Below are 19,228 nucleotides of genomic sequence, written 5' to 3'. Positions count from 1 at the left end.
ATTGTCACCACGAAACCCAGCACTGGAGCCACTCCCGGTCCCCAACGCAATCGTTCTCTTTTCCCTGAACTTACCACCGAAACAGACGGTTAACCATAAGGAAAAATTGATCATCACATTAGCTTATGGTTAAAAACCGCAAAAATGACAACAGGACAAAAAACCAAATAACACGATACCAACAAACAAACATAACGAATTAATAAAACCGTTTTGAATAAAACGATATTAAGAACTAAAAAATTGTCAAAAATCACTAAAACAAAAATTAACGACATTAGAAAATATAATGCGAAATTGCGGGTGAAATTAGTTTATTTCAAATGAGGAAAACCTCCCGGCGAAAAAACCGGGAGATGAAAGTGTGATGGGTATCAAATAAACAACAGAGGAGAAATTTTTAACGCAGCCATTCAGGCAAATCGTTTAATCCCATTGCCTGGCGGATAAGTTGTGGTTTAACGCCAGGAAGCGTGTCGGCCAGTTTCAGACCAATATCACGCAGCAGTTTTTTCGCCGGATTGGTACCGGAAAACAGATCGCGAAAGCCCTGCATACCTGCCAGCATCAGCGCCGCGCTGTGCTTGCGACTACGCTCATAGCGGCGCAGGTAAATGTACTGCCCGATATCTTTACCCTGACGATGCAACCGTTTCAGTTCAGCAATCAGCTCTGCAGCATCCATAAAGCCGAGATTTACCCCCTGCCCCGCCAGCGGGTGGATGGTATGCGCGGCGTCGCCCACCAGCGCCAGACGGTGCGCGGCAAACTGGCGCGCATAACGCCCCGTCAGTGGGAACACCTGACGCGCGCTCTCAACCTTGCATAAGCCCAGGCGATTATCAAAAGCGATATTTAACGCGCGATTAAATTCGTCTTCCCCTGCCTGCTGCATCCGCTGCGCTTCCTCTGGCGACAGTGACCAGACAATCGAGCAAAGATGCGGATCGCTAAGCGGTAAAAAGGCCAGAATGCCTTCGCCATGGAAAACCTGCCGCGCCACCGCATCATGCGGTTCTTCCGTGCGAATGGTCGCCACCAGCGCGTGATGCTGATAATCCCAGAAAGTCAGCGGAATATCGGCCTTGTTGCGCAACCAGGAATTAGCGCCGTCCGCACCAATTACCAGACGCGCCGTTAACATGCTGCCATCTTTCAGCGTCAGGAAGGTTTCGTTTTCCCCCCAGGCGACCTGCTGTAATTCTGCGGGGGCCAGCAGGGTGATATCTGACGACTGCTGTGCTTTGTTCCACAGCGCGTAATGAATCACTGAGTTTTCAACGATATGCCCAAGATGGCTATAGCCCATGCTTTGATCGTCAAACGAGATGTGACCAAAACTGTCTTTATCCCACACTTCCATACCGTGATAACAGCTGGCTCGGCGAGAGAGAATGTCCTGCCAGACGCCAAGACGGGTGAGTAATTTTTCGCTGGCGGCATTGATAGCCGAAACGCGCAGTTGTGGTGGTGCATCTGCCGCCAGAGGTTCCGGTACGCGCTGCTCCAGTACGGCAACGCGTAAGCCGCTCCCCTGTAAGCCGCAGGCAACCGCCAGCCCCACCATGCCGCCGCCAACAATGGCTACATCAACACTTTGCATTGTTTATTCCTTAAAACCGCCTTCAACGCGCCACCCAACCGAGGGTGCGCTGCGCCAGCACATCGCGTGCCGGGGTGAATAATTCCATCGTCATCAGTCCGATGTTGCGCCCGACAACCAGCGGCGCCCAACGGTTGGCAAAAAGATGTACCAGACTGTCCGTGACGCCGATGGTTGCTTCGCGATCGCTCTGTCGACGCTGCTGATAACGGCATAATACGCCGTAATCACCAATGTCTTCTGCGCGCTCCTGCGCCTGGGTCAGGGTTTCCGCAAGGCTCATCACATCACGCATACCGAGGTTAAATCCTTGCCCGGCAATCGGGTGCAGGGTTTGCGCCGCATTGCCCACCAGCACGGTGCGATGGGTAATCGGTCTGGCGGCGCGGGTTAACGCCAGCGGATAAGCACTGCGTTTACCGGCGTGGGTAATTTGCCCCAGTCGCCAGCCAAAGGCAGACTGGAGTTCATGGCAAAACTTCTCGTCGCTCCACGCCAACACTTCTTCGCGCCGTTCCAGTGGATGACACCAGACCAGCGAACAGCGTCCTTCAGACATCGGCAACATCGCCAGTGGACCATGTTGCGTAAAGCGTTCAAAAGCGCGGCCTTCGTGCGCAACGGAAGTCGCAACGTTCGCAATCACAGCCAGTTGTTCGTAGGGCTCCTGCTGCCAGTCAACGCCGCACACAGTGGCTAACGCTGAATGGGTGCCATCAGCGGCTATCAGCACGCGGCCCGTCAGCGTCTCGCCACTCTCCAGCGTCACTTCAACGTTAGCTGGGGTACGAACAACATTAGCAATGCGATCCGGGCAATGCAGCGTTACGCCAGGTGCTTTGCGCAACAGCGCAAACAGCCGCTGCCCGACATTATGCAATTCGACAACCTGCCCCAGCGCCGCCAGTTGGTAATCTTCTGCGGCGAGGGTGACGAATCCGGCATGACCGCGATCGCTGACATGCACGGTGGTGATGGCGGTTGCGCAATCAGCCAGAGATTGCCAGACGCCAATGCGCGCCAGTTGCTGGCAGGTACCCGCCGCCAGCGCAATCGCTCGCCCATCAAAGCCCGGATGAGCATGTGACTCTGGCGCGGTCGCTTCAATCAAATGTACCGGCAGCGCCCCGTGACTTAACCGGGAAATAGCCAGCGCCAGCGTCGCGCCCGCCATGCCGCCACCGACGATGATTACGCTCATTGCTTTCTCGCAGCTGCCATCAACGCTTCAATTTCTTCCGGCTTTTTCACCACGCTGGCGGTGAGGTTTTCGTTGCCGTTTTCGGTAATCACAATGTCGTCTTCAATACGAATGCCGATCCCACGATATTGTTCTGGTACATCCGCATCCGGCGCAATATACAGACCAGGCTCTACGGTCAGCACCATACCCGGTTCAAGAATGCGCGAGCGCTCCTGGCCATAAACGCCCACATCATGGACATCCAGTCCTAACCAGTGGCTAAGGCCATGCATAAAGAAAGGACGATGTGCGTTCTGAGCGATCAGTTCATCGACTTCACCTTTGAGGATGCCGAGTTTTACCAGGCCGCTAACCATGATACGCACAACTTCCCCGGTGACTTCCTGAATGGAGGTTCCCGGACGATACAGACGCAAGCTGGTTTCGAGAGATTCCAGCACAATGTCGTAGATTTCGCGCTGGGCCTGGGTGAATTTGCCGTTGACCGGGAAGGTACGGGTGATATCGCCCGCGTAACCTTTATATTCACAACCAGCATCAATCAACACCAGGTCGCCGTCGCGCAGTTCACACTCGTTTTCGGTGTAATGCAGAATGCAGCCGTTTTCACCGCTGCCGACAATGGTGTTATAGGAAGGATAGCGCGCACCGTGGCGGTTGAATTCGTGGTGAATTTCGCCTTCCAGATGGTACTCGAACATCCCCGGACGGCATTTTTCCATCGCCCGGGTATGCGCCAGGGCGGTGATTTCACCCGCGCGGCGAAGTACGGCAATCTCTTCCGGCGATTTGAACAGGCGCATTTCATGAACAATGGGACGCCAGTCGATCATCGTTGCTGGCGCGGTGAGATTTTGCCGCGAGCCTTTACGCAGTTTTTCCAGCGCACTATTCACGATTTCATCAGCATATGCATATTCGCCCTGGGCGTGGTAAACCACATCCAGACCATTAAGTAGTTGATAAAGTTGCTGATTGATTTCGCTGAACGCCAGAGCGCGATCAACGCCCAGTTTCTCTGGCGCGGCATCCTGACCTAAACGACGGCCAAACCAGATCTCCGCTGTCAGGTCACGCACGCGGTTAAACAAAACGCTGTGGTTATGAGTGTCATCGCTTTTAATCAACACCAGCACCGCTTCCGGTTCATTAAAGCCGGTGAAGTACCAGAAGTCGCTGTTCTGACGATAGGGGTATTCGCTGTCGGCGCTACGGGTCACTTCTGGTGCCGCAAAAATCAGCGCGGCGCTGCCGGGTTGCATTTGCTCCACCAGGGCCTGACGGCGGCGCTGAAATTCCTGCTGAGATATCTCACTCATAACACTCTCCTTACGTTTTTTGTTTTTAGTGTAGAGTTGGTTTTTGTACTTCTGGTGCGGTCGGTTGCGGATGAGTAAAGGTGTCGTGGCATAACAGCGCGGCAACACGGACGTACTCGATGATCTCTTCAAGCGACATTTCCAGCTCTTCTTGATCTTCGTCTTCGTCGTAGCCCAGTTGCGCGATGTTACGCAGATCGTCAATGGCTTCGCCAGTTTCACCGGTCACTTTATCCAGCTTCGGCTGAGTGACGCCAAGACCGAGCAGGAAGTGATTTACCCAGCCTGCCAACGCATCAGCGCGATCGAAAACGCTAACGTCATCGCCATCAGGCAGATAAAGCTGAAAAAGGAAGCCGTCATCTTGCAAGGCATCACTGGTGGCAGAGTGCATTTTGCGCAATGCCTGGGCAAGTTCATGCCCGAAAGCCATACCTTCGTTCGTCAGGTCGTGAAGCAGCGGCAGCCAGGAGCTGTCATCATTACCGCCACATATCATCCCACTGATTAAACCATGCATCTCAGCAGGGGTCAGACCTGTCCCTTGTTGGTTCAGATACTGGTTCATTTCATTGTAACCAGGCATTTCGTTCTGTATTGACATAAGCATTCGGCATCAAAGGGAGGAAGATTCATGATATGCTATCACTTTGGACCCTGGTGGACCAGAAAAGGGCTTGTCTCATTGCACCAGGGTAGCTATAGTTTCGCCCCTTCGCAGACCAAAGGTCTGAAGGCGAAGGCAGCGCAGTCAATCAGCAGGAAGGTGGCATGTCTGCACAACCCGTCGATATCCAAATTTTTGGCCGTTCACTGCGTGTGAACTGCCCGCCTGACCAAAGGGATGCGTTGAATCAGGCTGCGGACGATCTGAACCAACGGTTGCAAGATCTGAAAGAACGCACTAGAGTCACAAATACTGAACAGTTGGTTTTCATTGCCGCATTGAATATCAGCTACGAGTTAGCGCAAGAAAAAGCGAAGACTCGTGACTACGCGGCAAGTATGGAACAGCGTATTCGGATGCTGCAACAGACCATAGAACAAGCGTTACTTGAACAAGGTCGCATCACCGAAAAAACGAACCAAAACTTTGAATGACACTTTCCGGTTTACTGTGGTAGAGTAACCGTGAAGACAAAATTTCTCTGAGATGTTCGCAAGCGGGCCAGTCCCCTGAGCCGATATTTCATACCACAAGAATGTGGCGCTCCGTGGTTGGTGAGCATGCTCGGTCCGTCCGAGAAGCCTTAAAACTGCGACGACACATTCACCTTGAACCAAGGGTTCAAGGGTTACAGCCTGCGGCGGCATCTCGGAGATTCCCTTCTTATCTGGCACCAGCCATGACGCAACTACCAGAACTCCCACTGACATTATCCCGACAAGAAATCCGTAAAATGATTCGGCAGCGTCGTCGTGCGTTAACGCCGGAGCAACAACGTGAAATGGGCCAGCTGGCTGCCATGCGGATGATGAGTTATCCCCCTGTTGTGATGGCGCATACGGTCGCTGTATTTCTCTCTTTTGATGGCGAACTCGACACCCAGCCGCTCATAGAGCAACTCTGGCGCGCAGGTAAGCGCGTGTATCTTCCAGTATTACATCCCTTTAGTGCCGGTAATTTACTGTTCCTGAATTACCATCCTAAGAGTGAACTGGTGATGAACAGGTTGAAGATCCACGAGCCAAAACTGGACGTGCGTGACGTGCTACCCCTTTCCCGATTAGACGTCCTGATAACGCCGCTGGTCGCCTTTGATGAGTTCGGTCAACGCCTCGGAATGGGCGGTGGATTTTATGATCGGACATTGCAAAACTGGCAGCACTACAACATGCAGCCAGTAGGTTATGCCCATGATTGCCAGTTGGTGGAAAAACTCCCCGTAGAAGAATGGGACGTCCCGCTGCCTGCGGTGGTTACGCCATCGAAAATCTGGGAGTGGTGAGGGCGACACACCTGCATCGCCCTGATTGACATCGTTGATTCTTTGACCTAATTTAGTGAGTAAGGGTAAGGGAGGATTGCTCCTCCCCTGAGACTGACTGTTAATAAGCTGGCAAACTTATCAGTAACAGTACAATCAGTATGATGACAAGTCGCATCATAACCCTTCTCCTTTAAGCCCTCGCTTCGGTGAGGGCTTTACCGTTACAGCCCTGTGCTGCCCCGTCATCGTAAATCCTCTTTGAATAAACACAACGCATTGATCTGGCTTTAATTTATTTCTTCGAGCAGGCTCGCAAAGGCGATTACACAGCGATGCAAATGCCGTAATTAGCGCGGTAAAAGGGATAAAAAAACGGGCAAGTCAGTGACCTGCCCGTTGATTGTCAGAGAAGGAAAATTAGTACAGCAGACGGGCGCGAACAGTACCCGGAATAGCTTTCATGGCCTGTAACGCTTTTTCAGCAACGTCTTCGTCAGCTTCAATATCAATAACGACGTAACCCATCTGGGCAGAAGTTTGCAGATATTGCGCGGCAATGTTGACGCCCTGCTCGGCAAATATTTTGTTCAGCGCAGTCAGCACGCCCGGGCGGTTTTCGTGAATGTGCATCAGACGGCGTCCACCATGCAGCGGCAGCGAGACTTCCGGGAAGTTCACCGCAGAGAGTGTGGAGCCATTGTCAGAGTACTTGATTAATTTGCCCGCAACTTCCAGGCCGATATTCTCCTGCGCTTCCTGAGTCGAACCGCCAATGTGTGGCGTCAGAAGGACGTTGTCGAATTCGCACAGCGGAGAGGTAAACGGATCGCTGTTAGTCGCCGGTTCCGTCGGGAACACGTCGATTGCGGCCCCTGCCAGATGTTTGCTCGCCAGCGCGTCACACAGCGCCGGAATATCGACCACCGTTCCGCGCGAAGCGTTAATCAGTAGCGAGCCGGGCTTCATCAGCGCGATCTCTTTCGCGCCCATCATATTTTTAGTAGACGCATTCTCTGGCACATGCAGACTCACTACATCGCTCATATTCAGCAGGTCGGAAAGATGTTGCACCTGAGTGGCGTTGCCCAACGGCAGTTTGTTTTCAATATCATAGAAGTAAACATACATCCCCAGCGATTCCGCCAGAATGCCCAGTTGTGTACCAATATGACCATAACCAATAATGCCCAGCTTTTTGCCGCGCGCTTCAAAAGAGCCTGCGGCCAGCTTGTTCCATACGCCACGGTGCGCTTTGGCGTTGGCTTCCGGCACTCCGCGTAATAGCAGCAGAAGTTCGCCAATCACCAGCTCAGCAACGGAACGCGTATTTGAAAACGGGGCATTAAATACCGGGATCCCGCGTTTTGCCGCAGCATTCAAATCAACCTGGTTGGTCCCAATGCAGAAACAGCCAATAGCGACCAGTTTTTCAGCAGCGTTGATCACGTCTTCGGTCAGATGGGTACGGGATCGCAAGCCGATGAAGTGGGCATCGCGGATGGATTCTTTTAATTGTTCATCATCCAGCGCGCCTTTGTGAAATTCGATGTTGGTGTAACCTGCCGCGCGAAGGCTTTCGAGCGCCTTTTGATGCACACCTTCTACCAGCAGAAACTTAATCTTGTCTTTCTCCAGCGATACCTTTGCCATTTACCCAATCCTGTCTTTGAAATGTTGTGTGCGGATTTGCGTCCGCCTTTCAACATATCAAAAAATAATATTGCGGCAATATGAACGTTTGCGTCGCGATGTTGAGGAAATATCACGCAAAGGTATTTCTTGGATGAATATGCTGGTTTAGAGGATTTATTTAGAGCAATCGACAATAGCCTGGTAAAAACGTGACACATGTCACCAAATTTAATGAAGAGAATTTTTTTAACGGGGGAGGTTCCCCCGTCAGATCATTTCACAATGGTTTTGACACCGTCAGGTGTGCCGATCAGCGCAACGTCCGCGCCACGGTTAGCAAACAAGCCAACGGTCACCACGCCAGGAATCGCATTTATAGCGTTTTCCATCGCGATCGGGTCAAGGATTTCCATGCCGTGGACGTCGAGGATCACGTTGCCATTATCGGTCACCACGCCCTGACGGTATTCCGGACGACCGCCCAGTTTCACCAGCTGGCGCGCCACTGCACTACGTGCCATCGGGATAACTTCTACTGGCAGCGGGAATTTGCCCAGAATATCAACCTGCTTGGAAGCATCTGCAATACAGATAAATTTTTCCGCAACCGAAGCAATGATTTTTTCACGAGTCAGCGCCGCGCCGCCGCCTTTGATCATTTGCATGTGGCCGTTGATTTCATCTGCGCCATCAACGTAGATGCCAAGGCTGTCGACTTCATTGAGATCAAAAACGTGAATGCCGAGGCTTTTCAGTTTTTCAGTGGAAGCATCTGAACTGGAAACGGCCCCTTCAATCTGGCCTTTCATTGTACCGAGCGCGTCAATAAAGTGTGCGGCGGTGGAACCTGTACCTACACCAACAATGGTGCCGGGCTGAACATACTGAAGTGCCGCCCATCCTACTGCTTTTTTCAATTCATCCTGCGTCATGATCGTTTCGCCTGTGGTATGAAATTTCACACGCATTATATACAAAAAAAGCGATTCAGACCCCGTTGGCAAGCCGCGTGGTTAACTCATCCATAAAATAACGGGCAATGTTGCTCTTCAGGAAAAAGATAGACAAGGGGCCTGATATTCAGCTCCACTGCATAAACCGTTGCACCAACTCTCCGTTCTCCCGCGCAGACGCAATGGGATTATTGGCCGATAAACCAACCTTTACAACACACGGCCTGGGTACTTCACAAAGGCTTAGAAAGCACGGTATTGCCAACCAAAATGTCCACTATGACCGCTTTTGTATGCGTTAAATACTCTGTAACCAAAGCAAAATTATGTCATAGTTCGGCATGAGAATATTTGAGGAGCAGGTTAGAGAAATGAAACGCCCGGACTACAGGACATTACAGGCACTGGATGCGGTGATACGTGAACGAGGATTTGAGCGCGCGGCACAAAAGTTGTGCATTACGCAATCAGCCGTCTCACAGCGCATTAAGCAACTGGAAAATATGTTCGGGCAGCCGCTGTTGGTGCGAACAGTTCCCCCGCGCCCGACAGAACAAGGACAAAAATTACTGGCACTGCTTCGCCAGGTCGAGCTGCTGGAAGAAGAGTGGCTTGGCGATGAACAAACCGGTTCCACCCCACTACTGCTCTCGCTGGCAGTCAACGCCGACAGTCTGGCAACCTGGTTGCTTCCGGCACTGGCTCCTGTACTGGCTGATTCGCCTATTCGCCTGAACTTACAGGTGGAAGATGAAACTCGCACCCAGGAGCGTCTGCGTCGAGGTGAAGTGGTCGGCGCGGTGAGTATTCAGCATCAGGCGCTGCCCAGTTGCCTGGTCGATAAACTTGGCGCGCTCGACTATCTGTTCGTCAGCTCCAAACCGTTTGCCGAGAAATACTTCCCCAACGGAGTAAGCCGTTCTGCGCTGCTCAAAGCACCAGTAGTCGCGTTTGACCATCTTGACGATATGCACCAGGCATTTTTGCAGCAAAACTTCGATCTGCCGCCAGGTAGCGTACCGTGCCATATCGTTAACTCGTCCGAAGCCTTCGTGCAGCTCGCTCGCCAGGGTACAACCTGCTGTATGATCCCACACCTGCAAATTGAAAAAGAATTGGCCAGCGGAGAGTTGATTGATCTGACGCCCGGGCTGTTCCAACGGCGAATGCTTTACTGGCATCGCTTTGCCCCAGAAAGCCGCATGATGCGTAAAGTCACTGATGCTTTGCTCGACTATGGTCACAAAGTGCTTCGTCAGGATTAATCAATCAGTTAACGCCTGATAGCACATATCAGGCGTTTTTCTTTTTTTCTTTTTTATTCTTTGAATAACGTCACAAAACAGACAAATCTCACACGGCAAAAAACGACGCCCCATTCCATTTTTTTTGCTGGCGACAAACCCGTATAAAAAGCTCACCGTAAGCGCAAACACCCTCATTTTTATTGCGTTTTATGGAGCAAATAATGTCAAACGTGCAAGAGTGGCAACAGCTTGCCAACAAGGAGTTGAGCCGTCGGGAGAAAACCGTCGACTCACTGGTTCAGCAAACGGCGGAAGGGATCGCCATCAAGCCACTGTATACCGAAGCCGATCTCGACAATCTGGAAGTGACCGGTACCCTTCCTGGCTTGCCGCCTTACGTTCGTGGTCCCCGCGCCACCATGTATACCGCCCAACCGTGGACCATCCGTCAGTATGCCGGTTTCTCGACAGCCAAAGAGTCCAACGCTTTTTATCGCCGTAACCTGGCTGCTGGGCAAAAAGGTCTTTCCGTGGCGTTTGACCTTGCCACCCACCGTGGCTACGACTCCGATAACCCGCGTGTGGCGGGCGATGTTGGCAAAGCGGGCGTCGCTATCGACACCGTAGAAGATATGAAAGTGCTCTTCGACCAAATCCCGCTGGATAAAATGTCGGTTTCGATGACCATGAACGGCGCAGTCCTGCCAGTGATGGCCTTTTATATCGTGGCGGCAGAAGAGCAAGGCGTTCCCCCCGATAAACTGACGGGTACAATTCAGAACGATATCCTCAAAGAGTACCTCTGCCGCAATACCTATATTTACCCACCGAAACCTTCTATGCGCATTATCGCTGACATTATCGCCTGGTGTTCAGGCAATATGCCGCGCTTCAATACCATTAGTATCAGCGGCTACCACATGGGCGAAGCCGGTGCGAACTGTGTGCAACAGGTGGCGTTTACTCTCGCCGATGGGATTGAGTACATCAAAGCAGCTCTCTCTGCTGGCTTAAAAATTGATGACTTCGCCCCGCGCCTGTCGTTCTTCTTTGGTATCGGCATGGACCTGTTTATGAACGTCGCCATGCTGCGCGCCGCACGCTATCTCTGGAGCGAAGCAGTAAGCGGGTTTGGTGCTAAAGATCCGAAATCGCTGGCGCTACGCACCCACTGTCAAACCTCCGGCTGGAGTCTCACCGAACAGGATCCGTATAACAACGTTATCCGCACCACCATTGAAGCGTTGGCAGCTACCCTTGGCGGAACCCAGTCGCTGCATACAAATGCCTTTGATGAAGCGCTTGGTTTGCCGACCGATTTTTCGGCTCGTATTGCCCGTAACACCCAGATCATTATTCAGGAAGAGTCTGAACTCTGTCGCACCGTCGATCCGCTGGCCGGTTCTTATTACGTTGAGTCACTAACCGATCAGATCGTGAAACAGGCCAGAGCCATCATTGATCAGATCGACGAAGCCGGAGGCATGGCGAAGGCGATCGAAGCAGGTCTGCCAAAAAGGATGATCGAAGAAGCGTCTGCTCGTGAACAGTCGTTGATCGACCAGGGCAAACGCGTGATCGTCGGCGTCAACAAGTACAAACTGGATCACGAAGATGAAACTGATGTCCTTGAAATCGACAACGTGATGGTGCGTAACGAGCAAATTGCTTCGCTGGAACGCATTCGCGCCACCCGTGATGATGCCGCCGTAACCGCCGCGTTGAACGTTCTGACTCACGCTGCGCAGCATAACGAAAACCTGCTGGCTGCCGCTGTTAATGCGGCTCGCGTTCGCGCGACGCTGGGTGAAATATCCGATGCGCTGGAAGCCGCTTTTGACCGTTATCTGGTACCGAGCCAGTGTGTTACCGGCGTCATTGCGCAAAGCTATCATCAGTCGGAAAAATCAGCCTTCGAGTTTGATGCCATTGTTGCGCAAACGGAGCTGTTCCTTGCCGACAATGGTCGTCGCCCGCGCATTCTGATCGCCAAAATGGGACAAGATGGACACGATCGCGGAGCGAAAGTCATTGCCAGCGCCTATTCCGATCTTGGTTTCGACGTTGATTTGAGTCCCATGTTCTCCACGCCGGAAGAGATCGCCCGCCTGGCAGTGGAAAACGACGTTCATGTGGTGGGCGCATCCTCGCTTGCAGCAGGACATAAAACGCTGATCCCGGAACTGGTTGAAGCCCTGAAAAAATGGGGGCGCGAAGATATTTGCGTGGTCGCCGGTGGCGTTATTCCGCCGCAAGATTATGCCTTCCTGCAAGAGCGTGGCGTGGCGGCGATTTACGGTCCTGGTACTCCCATGCTCGACAGCGTGCGTGATGTGCTGAACCGGATTAGCCAACATCATGATTAACGAAGCCACGCTGGCAGACAGCATTCGACGCCTACGTCTGGGTGAGCGAGCCACGCTCGCCCAGGCCATGACGCTGGTTGAGAGCCGTCACCCTCGCCATCAGGCACTCAGCACTCAACTGCTTGATGCCATCATGCCGTTTTGTGGTAACGCCCTGCGACTGGGCGTTACCGGCACGCCAGGAGCAGGAAAAAGTACCTTTCTTGAAGCCTTTGGCATGTTACTGATTCGCCAGGGGCTTAAGGTCGCAGTGATTGCCGTCGATCCCAGCAGCCCAGTGACAGGTGGCAGCATCCTTGGGGATAAGACTCGTATGACCGAACTGGCGCGTGCCGATGCAGCGTTTATTCGCCCGGTTCCGTCATCTGGTCACCTTGGCGGCGCCAGCCAGCGGGCGCGGGAGTTAATGCTGTTATGTGAAGCGGCGGGTTATGACGTGGTGATCGTTGAAACCGTCGGCGTCGGGCAGTCAGAAACGGAAGTCGCCCGCATGGTGGACTGCTTTATCTCGCTACAGATTGCCGGTGGCGGCGATGATCTCCAGGGCATTAAAAAGGGTTTGATGGAGATGGCAGATCTGATTGTCATCAACAAAGATGATGGTGATAACCACACGAATGTCGCCATTACCCGCCATATGTACGAAAGCGCTCTGCATATTCTGCGCCGCAAATATGACGAATGGCAGCCACAGGTCCTCACCTGTAGTGCACTAGAAAAATGCGGTATCGATGAGATATGGCGCGCAATTATCGATTTCAAAACCGCACTGACTACCAGCGGTCGTTTACAACAGGTGCGGCAACAACAATCGGTGGAATGGCTGCGTAAACAGACCGAAGAAGAGGTGCTGCACCACCTGTTCACTAATAAAGTTTTCGATCGCTATTACAGCCAAACGCTATTAGCGGTCAAAAATAATATGCTCTCGCCGCGCACAGGTTTGCGGCAGCTCAGTGATTTTATCCAGACTCAATATTTTAATTAAGGGAATTTTTATGTCTTATCAGTATGTTAATGTAGCCATCATCAACAAAGTGGCGGTCATTGAGTTTAACTATGCCCGCAAACTCAATGCGTTAAGTAAAGTCTTTATTGATGACCTGATTCAGGCATTAAATGATCTCAATCGTCCAGAAATCCGCTGCATCATTCTGCGCGCCCCAAGTGGTTCCAAAGTCTTTTCCGCAGGTCACGACATTCATGAGTTACCGTCAGGAGGTCGCGATCCGCTCTCTTACGATGATCCGCTACGTCAAATTACCCGCGTGATCCAAAAATGCCCCAAACCAGTAATTTCGATGGTCGAAGGTAGCGTCTGGGGTGGCGCATTTGAAATGATCATGAGTTCTGATCTGATCATCGCCGCCAGTACCTCTACCTTCTCAATGACGCCAGTCAACCTGGGCGTACCGTATAACCTGGTGGGGATCCACAACCTGACTCGCGACGCGGGCTTCCACATTGTCAAAGAGCTGATTTTTACCGCTTCGCCAATCACCGCCCAACGCGCGCTGGCTGTTGGCATTCTTAACCACGTTGTTGAGGCCGATGAACTGGAAGATTTCACCTTACAAATGGCTCACCACATTTCCGAAAAAGCACCGTTAGCCATTGCAGTAATCAAGGAAGAGCTGCGCGTGTTGGGTGAAGCGCACACTATGAATTCAGATGAATTTGAGCGTATTCAAGGGATGCGCCGGGCGGTTTATGACAGCGAAGATTATCAGGAAGGTATGAACGCCTTCCTGGAAAAACGTAAACCTAATTTCGTCGGTCATTAATGATCCACGAACTAAGGAGCAAAGGATGAATATTACCCGGACAAGGATGACCGCCGATGAAGCGGCGGAAATTATCCAGCACAACGATATGGTGGCATTCAGTGGTTTTACCCCTGCGGGTTCGCCCAAGGCTCTTCCTGTTGCCATTGCCCGTCGCGCCAATGAACAACATGAGGCGAAAAAACCGTATCAAATTCGCCTGCTGACCGGAGCGTCGATTAGCGCCGCCGCCGATGACATACTCTCTGAAGCTGACGCCGTTTCATGGCGCGCACCATACCAGACATCATCGGGATTGCGTAAAAAGATCAATCAGGGATCGGTTAGTTTTGTTGATCTGCATTTGAGCGAAGTTGCGCAAATGGTCAACTACGGCTTTTTCGGCGACATCGATGTTGCGGTAATTGAAGCCTCAGCCCTCGCTCCGGATGGGCGCGTCTGGTTAACCAGTGGGATCGGTAATGCCCCGACTTGGTTGCTGCGCGCAAAGAAAGTGATCATTGAACTCAATCATTATCACGATCCGCGCGTCGCCGAACTGGCGGATATTGTGACTCCTGGCGCACCACCGCGGCGCAATAGCGTGTCGATCTTCCATGCGATGGATCGCGTCGGTACCCGCTATGTACAAATCGATCCGAAAAAAATTGTCGCCGTCGTGGAAACCAACTTACCTGATGCAGGCAACTCGCTGGATAAACAAAATCCTATGTGCCAGCAAATCGCCGACAATGTGGTCACCTTCTTGTTGCGTGAAATGGCGCAGGGGCGTATTCCACGGGAATTTCTGCCACTGCAAAGCGGGGTAGGCAACATCAATAATGCGGTAATGGCGCGTCTGGGGGAAAACCCGGAAATTCCTCCGTTTATGATGTATTCGGAAGTGTTACAGGAGTCTGTGGTTCATCTTCTGGAAACCGGCAAAATTACCGGGGCCAGCGCCTCCAGTCTGACAATTTCTGCCGATTCACTGCGCAAGATTTACGCCAATATGGATTACTTCGCCAGTCGCATTGTGTTACGTCCGCAAGAGATTTCCAATAACCCAGAAATTATCCGCCGCCTTGGTGTTATCGCTCTGAATGTCGGCCTCGAGTTTGATATTTACGGACACGCCAACTCCACGCACGTAGTCGGCGTTAATTTAATGAATGGTATCGGCGGTAGCGGTGATTTTGAACGCAACGCGTATCTGTCGATCTTTATGGCACCGTCGATTGCTAAAGAAGGCAAGATCTCAACCGTCGTGCCTATGTGCAGCCATGTTGATCACAGCGAACACAGCGTGAAAGTGATCATCACAGAACAAGGGATCGCCGACTTACGTGGCCTCTCTCCACTTCAGCGCGCGCGCACTATCATCGATAACTGCGCACATCCGATGTACCGTGACTATCTGCATCGCTATCTGGAGAATGCACCCGGCGGGCATATTCACCACGATCTTAGCCATGTTTTCGATCTGCATCGTAATTTGATCGAAACGGGCTCAATGCTGGGTTAATCGCTCGTACCGTCACGATCTTCAGCAATTTGCTGTAGCAGCGTGGCGGTATAGCGATGATTTTTCAGTGAATAAAGGTATTCCTGCATATACATTGGCGTATGCGGTGCATCAAAATATTTCAACGTAGCTGGGTTCACCAGCCGCCATGCAAAATGTGGGATCACCGTAAGAAAATGTCCGTGCTCAACGGCGCTGATTTTGGCCATAAAACTGTATGGGCGATAAATAATTGTTGGATTGATCCCACAAGGGCGCATGTTCGCATCTATCATCGCTTCATAATTAGCACGGTTTTGAAAGCGCATCTGTAACCAGGGCAACTCCTGTAATAACTCCTGCTCCTGACGCTCTTCATAACGGCGAGAAACGAGAAACCCCAGTCGCAGCGGCGGCAGTTCACTCATTGTTAGATTATCCAACCCGTGTACACGAGCGGAAACATGCTGCGGAGAGATAATAAAATCAAGCTGACGATAGAAGAGATTGTCGATAACCTCATTTTCGCTGAATTCAACCGGCTGGGCCGTCACGCCTTCGTACTTATCACCCAGGCTAATTAACTGATCAAAAATAATCGTCGGATAGGTATTATCGATACCAATCACAATTTCACGAGAACGACGTCCAGAATTATGAATTTCATTATCGATAGCAGAAAGCCGTTGGTAAACCGGGAAAAGCTTTTGATAAAGCTCCTGCCCGGCTTTATTAAGGCTGATGTTATTATCTTTACGGGTAAATAATGTATAACCAATTTGCTCCTCTAGCGCGGCAATACTTTTGCCGAACGGCGAAGCAGTCATATGTAACTTTTCTGCCGCTCGGGCAATATTATTGGTTTGCGCTAATAAAATAAAATTGCGCATCTTTTTCGAAATAAAAATATCCATCGCCGCTTCCTCCAAACATCCCTGTCCGCTTAACCGTTTCAGTAAGTTAATCCTTAATGAAATCGCAAGCAAAGATAGGTGCTTGCGTCATGGTTTTACAGAAAATTACAGAAAAAAGAGGCGATATCAGATAAAGACATTAGCCCGACAAATGAGTCGGGCTACAAGTATTATTGTGCGGCAGGTGTTTTAGCGGGTTGTTGATCCACTGGTTCTAACTGGAAGACCACATCGACCTGATCATCAAACTGAATAGCGGCCTGCTCGTAAGTTTCCTGGGCGGAAACCGGTGCGGCATCGGCTTTCATCATGCGTACCATTGGGCTGGGCTGATAATTGGAAACATGGTAGCGCACGCTATATACCGGCCCCAGTTTGCGATTAAAGCCGTTCGCCAGCTCCTGAGCCTGATGAATCGCGTTATCAATCGCTGCCTTACGCGCTTTGTCTTTATAGGCATCTGGCTGTGCCACGCCCAACGACACAGAACGAATTTCGTTGAGTCCGGCCTTCAGCGCGCCATCCAGCAAGGAATTCAGTTTGTCTAACTGACGAAGCGTGACTTCCACCGTTCTCACGGCACGATAGCCTTTCAGGATACTTTTACCATCCTGGTAATCGTAGTCTGGCTGGGTACGCAAATTCGCGGAACTGATATCTTTTTTCGCGATCTGATTGAGTTCAAGGAAAGAAATATATTGCGCGACACGCTCATCCGCCTGCTTCTTGGCAGAAGCGGCATCCTTCGCCGTCACGTTAACTTCAATAGCAAGAATAGCGATATCTGGCACCGCATCAACGCTTGCCGTTCCTGAAGTGACAATGTGCGGACCATCCGGTAGTTCATTGGCCTGCACAGCCATCCCGCTGAAACCCATCAATGCCGCCAGGGCGATAACTTTGAACTTCACGTTAGTCTCTCCGTGTTAATTGACTTGCCCAAAATTCAGGACCTCTGGAGGCAAGCTTAGCGTCTCTGTTTTATTTTTCCATCAGATAGCGCCTAACTGAACAAGGCTTGTGCATGAGCAACACCCTCTTTCGCCAGTTGTAGGGCGATAATCCACATAACGCAGCCCACCACGAGATTGATAATGCGCTGCGCTTTGGCGGTACGCAAACGCGGCGCCAGCCAGGCGGCTAATAACGCCAGACCAAAAAACCACAGGAAAGAGGCACTGATCGTCCCGAGCGCAAACCAACGTTTGGGATCTGGCTCAAGTTGCCCGCCCAGACTGCCCAATACCACAAAGGTATCCAGGTAAACATGCGGATTCAGCCAGGTTACCGCCAGCATAGTGGCAATAATTTTCCAACGTCCCTGCTTCATCACTTCAGCACTAACCAGCTCAATATTGCTGCTCATCGCCGTTTTAAAAGCACCAAAGCCATACCACAGCAAGAAGGCCACACCGCCCCAGGTCACCAGCGCCAGCAACCACGGTGACTGCATCAATAACGCGCTACCACCAAAAATCCCGGCACAAATCAGGACCAAATCGCTTATCGCGCAGAGCAAAGCAATCATAATGTGGTACTGACGACGGATGCCCTGATTCATCACAAAAGCATTTTGCGGGCCAAGCGGCAGAATCATAGCAGCACCAAGTGCAAGACCTTGAAAATAATAAGAAAACACGTTGAACATTCCGAACTAATTATCTGATAAAGAGACTATAGCGCGGGATTGTTATTAGATAAAATTTATAATGCTAATAGCATATAAATAATTTTAATAAAAAAATAAATAATTCTATTCGGTAACTGATTTTAGGATAAAGATCTCATCATTCCCCATAACATAAACGGCGTTATGGCTCTCTTTCCTGCTAGCGTTGTAAAGGACTAACACTATGCAAGCCTATGATCTCACTCTTCTCCCCTACCCTATCCACGAAAATATGCCGCGCCAACAAGGTTGGTGCTTTGGCCTACCGCCAGGCATAACGCCCGAACAGTGGCCTCTGGATCCAAATAATGGTTTCCCACTGAATCATGGATTTACCCTGCTGTTGCCGGAAGATTATCGGATTTATGGGCCAGAAATTGTCGCGTTATCTTTCTTTGCTGTTGCGCCCGAGCACAACGATGGCGGAACACCCTGTACGGAAGAAATATTGGATGTGTTTGAGAATTTTGAATCCTGCATCCCACCCAAAGATCCAGACCTTTATGTTTTCTGGCAGGCAGAAAAGCAGCGACATCCACGGCTATTTCGGATGGAAGATATATTAGGCTGTTCTTATGCGGTAATTTTACTCACCCAGCACGAGTTCAACGGCCCATTTTGTGAGCCGCCTGAACTTATACCTAACCACTATCGCGACCAGCAAGATACGCCAGAATGGCTGACTATTGGCAGTGCGTTTAGTTATTTTCAGGCTAACGTCAGGCCAAAAGATACGCCTGAAAGCAATTTTGTATACCGTAAAATGGGCACCATTCCTGAGCAGTCACTGGCTTTCAATCTGGCGATTTCATGCGAGCCGCGCGCTTTTGATCCTAATGCGGGAATTAGCCCCACAGAAAGAAATAATACGGAATATCAGTCCATTCATTATTGTTCTAAAGATGCAGAGGGAAAGAGTAAATATGAAACTCACCAGTGGCATAGCGCTCATCAGCTTGATCATCTCGGTGGTTCAATGGCGCCCGTGCAGTCTATACCAAACGAAATGTCGCCTTATTATATTGAGTTTGAGGAGTATTTCGGCGGGTATAATTTTGGTGCGGGTAATGCCTGGCTGGACTTTAAAAATATGAAGTTTGATTTTAGTTGTTAAAGTTTACAG

At 51.0% G+C, this 19,228-nt stretch carries 18 protein-coding genes and 1 other RNA gene; 9 read left to right on the top strand and 10 right to left on the bottom strand.

What is annotated here, in order from left to right:
• Window positions 1-400: 400 nt before the first annotated feature.
• From ubiI to ygfB, 4 genes are read right to left on the bottom strand one after another with little or no spacing between them, the layout of a single operon-like run.
• On the bottom strand, window positions 401-1,603 hold the full coding sequence (ubiI, locus tag D9736_RS07635; RefSeq protein ID WP_097714314.1) for an FAD-dependent 2-octaprenylphenol hydroxylase: 1,203 nt from the start codon (window positions 1,601-1,603) through the stop codon (window positions 401-403).
• A 22-nt stretch (window positions 1,604-1,625) separates the two neighbouring features.
• Window positions 1,626-2,804 carry a 2-octaprenyl-6-methoxyphenyl hydroxylase gene (ubiH, locus tag D9736_RS07630; RefSeq protein ID WP_130258054.1) on the bottom strand — a complete coding sequence of 393 codons (1,179 nt, stop codon included), beginning with the start codon at window positions 2,802-2,804 and terminating at the stop codon, window positions 1,626-1,628.
• Entirely contained in the window at window positions 2,801-4,126 is a 1,326-nt protein-coding gene (gene pepP, locus D9736_RS07625; protein WP_130258053.1) for a Xaa-Pro aminopeptidase, read from the bottom strand. The genes ubiH and pepP overlap by 4 nt, the downstream gene beginning before the upstream one ends.
• Window positions 4,127-4,151: 25 nt before the next feature.
• Window positions 4,152-4,730: a UPF0149 family protein YgfB gene (gene ygfB, locus D9736_RS07620; RefSeq protein WP_001295378.1), complete on the bottom strand. Its 579-nt coding sequence runs from the start codon at window positions 4,728-4,730 to the stop codon at window positions 4,152-4,154.
• 167 nt (window positions 4,731-4,897) lie between these two features.
• Between ygfB and zapA the strand changes: the two genes are divergently transcribed.
• The 3 genes from zapA to D9736_RS07605 all read left to right on the top strand — a co-directional run bounded on the left by zapA (window position 4,898) and on the right by D9736_RS07605 (window position 6,075).
• Window positions 4,898-5,227: a cell division protein ZapA gene (gene zapA / locus D9736_RS07615; protein ID WP_001276008.1), complete on the top strand. Its 330-nt coding sequence runs from the start codon at window positions 4,898-4,900 to the stop codon at window positions 5,225-5,227.
• A 41-nt stretch (window positions 5,228-5,268) separates the two neighbouring features.
• Window positions 5,269-5,452: non-coding RNA, 6S RNA (gene ssrS / locus D9736_RS07610), on the top strand.
• Between the two features lie 20 nt (window positions 5,453-5,472).
• Complete coding sequence (locus D9736_RS07605; protein WP_130258052.1) at window positions 5,473-6,075, top strand: 5-formyltetrahydrofolate cyclo-ligase; 603 nt, start codon at window positions 5,473-5,475, stop codon at window positions 6,073-6,075.
• A gap of 100 nt (window positions 6,076-6,175) precedes the next feature.
• Here D9736_RS07605 and D9736_RS07600 read toward each other — a convergent pair whose 3' ends face one another.
• From D9736_RS07600 to rpiA, 3 genes are all read right to left on the bottom strand, one after another.
• A complete protein-coding gene (locus tag D9736_RS07600; protein ID WP_100635201.1) occupies window positions 6,176-6,235 on the bottom strand; it encodes a type I toxin-antitoxin system Ibs family toxin in 60 nt (19 codons plus the stop codon).
• Window positions 6,236-6,474: 239 nt separating this feature from the next.
• Window positions 6,475-7,707, bottom strand: coding sequence for a phosphoglycerate dehydrogenase (gene serA / locus D9736_RS07595; protein WP_130258051.1), 1,233 nt, complete (start codon window positions 7,705-7,707; stop codon window positions 6,475-6,477).
• Between the two features lie 254 nt (window positions 7,708-7,961).
• Window positions 7,962-8,621: a ribose-5-phosphate isomerase RpiA gene (rpiA, locus tag D9736_RS07590; RefSeq protein WP_000189743.1), complete on the bottom strand. Its 660-nt coding sequence runs from the start codon at window positions 8,619-8,621 to the stop codon at window positions 7,962-7,964.
• A 392-nt stretch (window positions 8,622-9,013) separates the two neighbouring features.
• Here rpiA and argP point away from each other — a divergent pair, with 392 nt between their 5' ends.
• The 5 genes from argP to scpC all read left to right on the top strand — a co-directional run bounded on the left by argP (window position 9,014) and on the right by scpC (window position 15,543).
• A complete protein-coding gene (gene argP / locus D9736_RS07585; RefSeq protein WP_000828349.1) occupies window positions 9,014-9,907 on the top strand; it encodes a DNA-binding transcriptional regulator ArgP in 894 nt (297 codons plus the stop codon).
• 203 nt (window positions 9,908-10,110) lie between these two features.
• A complete protein-coding gene (scpA, locus tag D9736_RS07580; RefSeq protein WP_130258050.1) occupies window positions 10,111-12,255 on the top strand; it encodes a methylmalonyl-CoA mutase in 2,145 nt (714 codons plus the stop codon).
• Window positions 12,248-13,243 (top strand): methylmalonyl Co-A mutase-associated GTPase MeaB, encoded by a 996-nt coding sequence (gene meaB / locus D9736_RS07575; protein ID WP_130258049.1) that lies wholly within the window; start codon window positions 12,248-12,250, stop codon window positions 13,241-13,243. The genes scpA and meaB overlap by 8 nt, the downstream gene beginning before the upstream one ends.
• Before the next feature lie 10 nt (window positions 13,244-13,253).
• Window positions 13,254-14,039 carry a methylmalonyl-CoA decarboxylase gene (gene scpB, locus D9736_RS07570; protein ID WP_130258048.1) on the top strand — a complete coding sequence of 262 codons (786 nt, stop codon included), beginning with the start codon at window positions 13,254-13,256 and terminating at the stop codon, window positions 14,037-14,039.
• Between the two features lie 25 nt (window positions 14,040-14,064).
• The gene (gene scpC / locus D9736_RS07565; RefSeq protein ID WP_130217987.1) at window positions 14,065-15,543 is read left to right on the top strand and encodes a propionyl-CoA:succinate CoA transferase; all 1,479 of its coding nucleotides are present in this window, start codon (window positions 14,065-14,067) and stop codon (window positions 15,541-15,543) included.
• Here scpC and D9736_RS07560 read toward each other — a convergent pair.
• The 3 genes from D9736_RS07560 to argO form a co-directional block, all read right to left on the bottom strand.
• A complete protein-coding gene (locus D9736_RS07560) occupies window positions 15,540-16,436 on the bottom strand; it encodes a LysR family transcriptional regulator (protein WP_130207863.1) in 897 nt (298 codons plus the stop codon). The genes scpC and D9736_RS07560 overlap by 4 nt on opposite strands.
• A gap of 170 nt (window positions 16,437-16,606) precedes the next feature.
• Window positions 16,607-17,347: an oxidative stress defense protein gene (locus D9736_RS07555; protein WP_064529765.1), complete on the bottom strand. Its 741-nt coding sequence runs from the start codon at window positions 17,345-17,347 to the stop codon at window positions 16,607-16,609.
• A gap of 92 nt (window positions 17,348-17,439) precedes the next feature.
• Window positions 17,440-18,075, bottom strand: a complete 636-nt coding sequence (argO, locus tag D9736_RS07550) for an arginine exporter ArgO (protein ID WP_130217989.1) — start codon at window positions 18,073-18,075, stop codon at window positions 17,440-17,442.
• A 214-nt stretch (window positions 18,076-18,289) separates the two neighbouring features.
• Here argO and D9736_RS07545 point away from each other — a divergent pair, with 214 nt between their 5' ends.
• Window positions 18,290-19,219 carry a hypothetical protein gene (locus D9736_RS07545; protein WP_130258047.1) on the top strand — a complete coding sequence of 310 codons (930 nt, stop codon included), beginning with the start codon at window positions 18,290-18,292 and terminating at the stop codon, window positions 19,217-19,219.
• The last annotated feature ends 9 nt before the right edge of the window (window positions 19,220-19,228 follow it).

Origin of the sequence: Escherichia sp. E10V10 (assembly GCF_004211985.1) — a bacterium.
Classification (GTDB): domain Bacteria; phylum Pseudomonadota; class Gammaproteobacteria; order Enterobacterales; family Enterobacteriaceae; genus Escherichia.
This window is presented reverse-complemented; position numbering and strand designations above follow the sequence as displayed.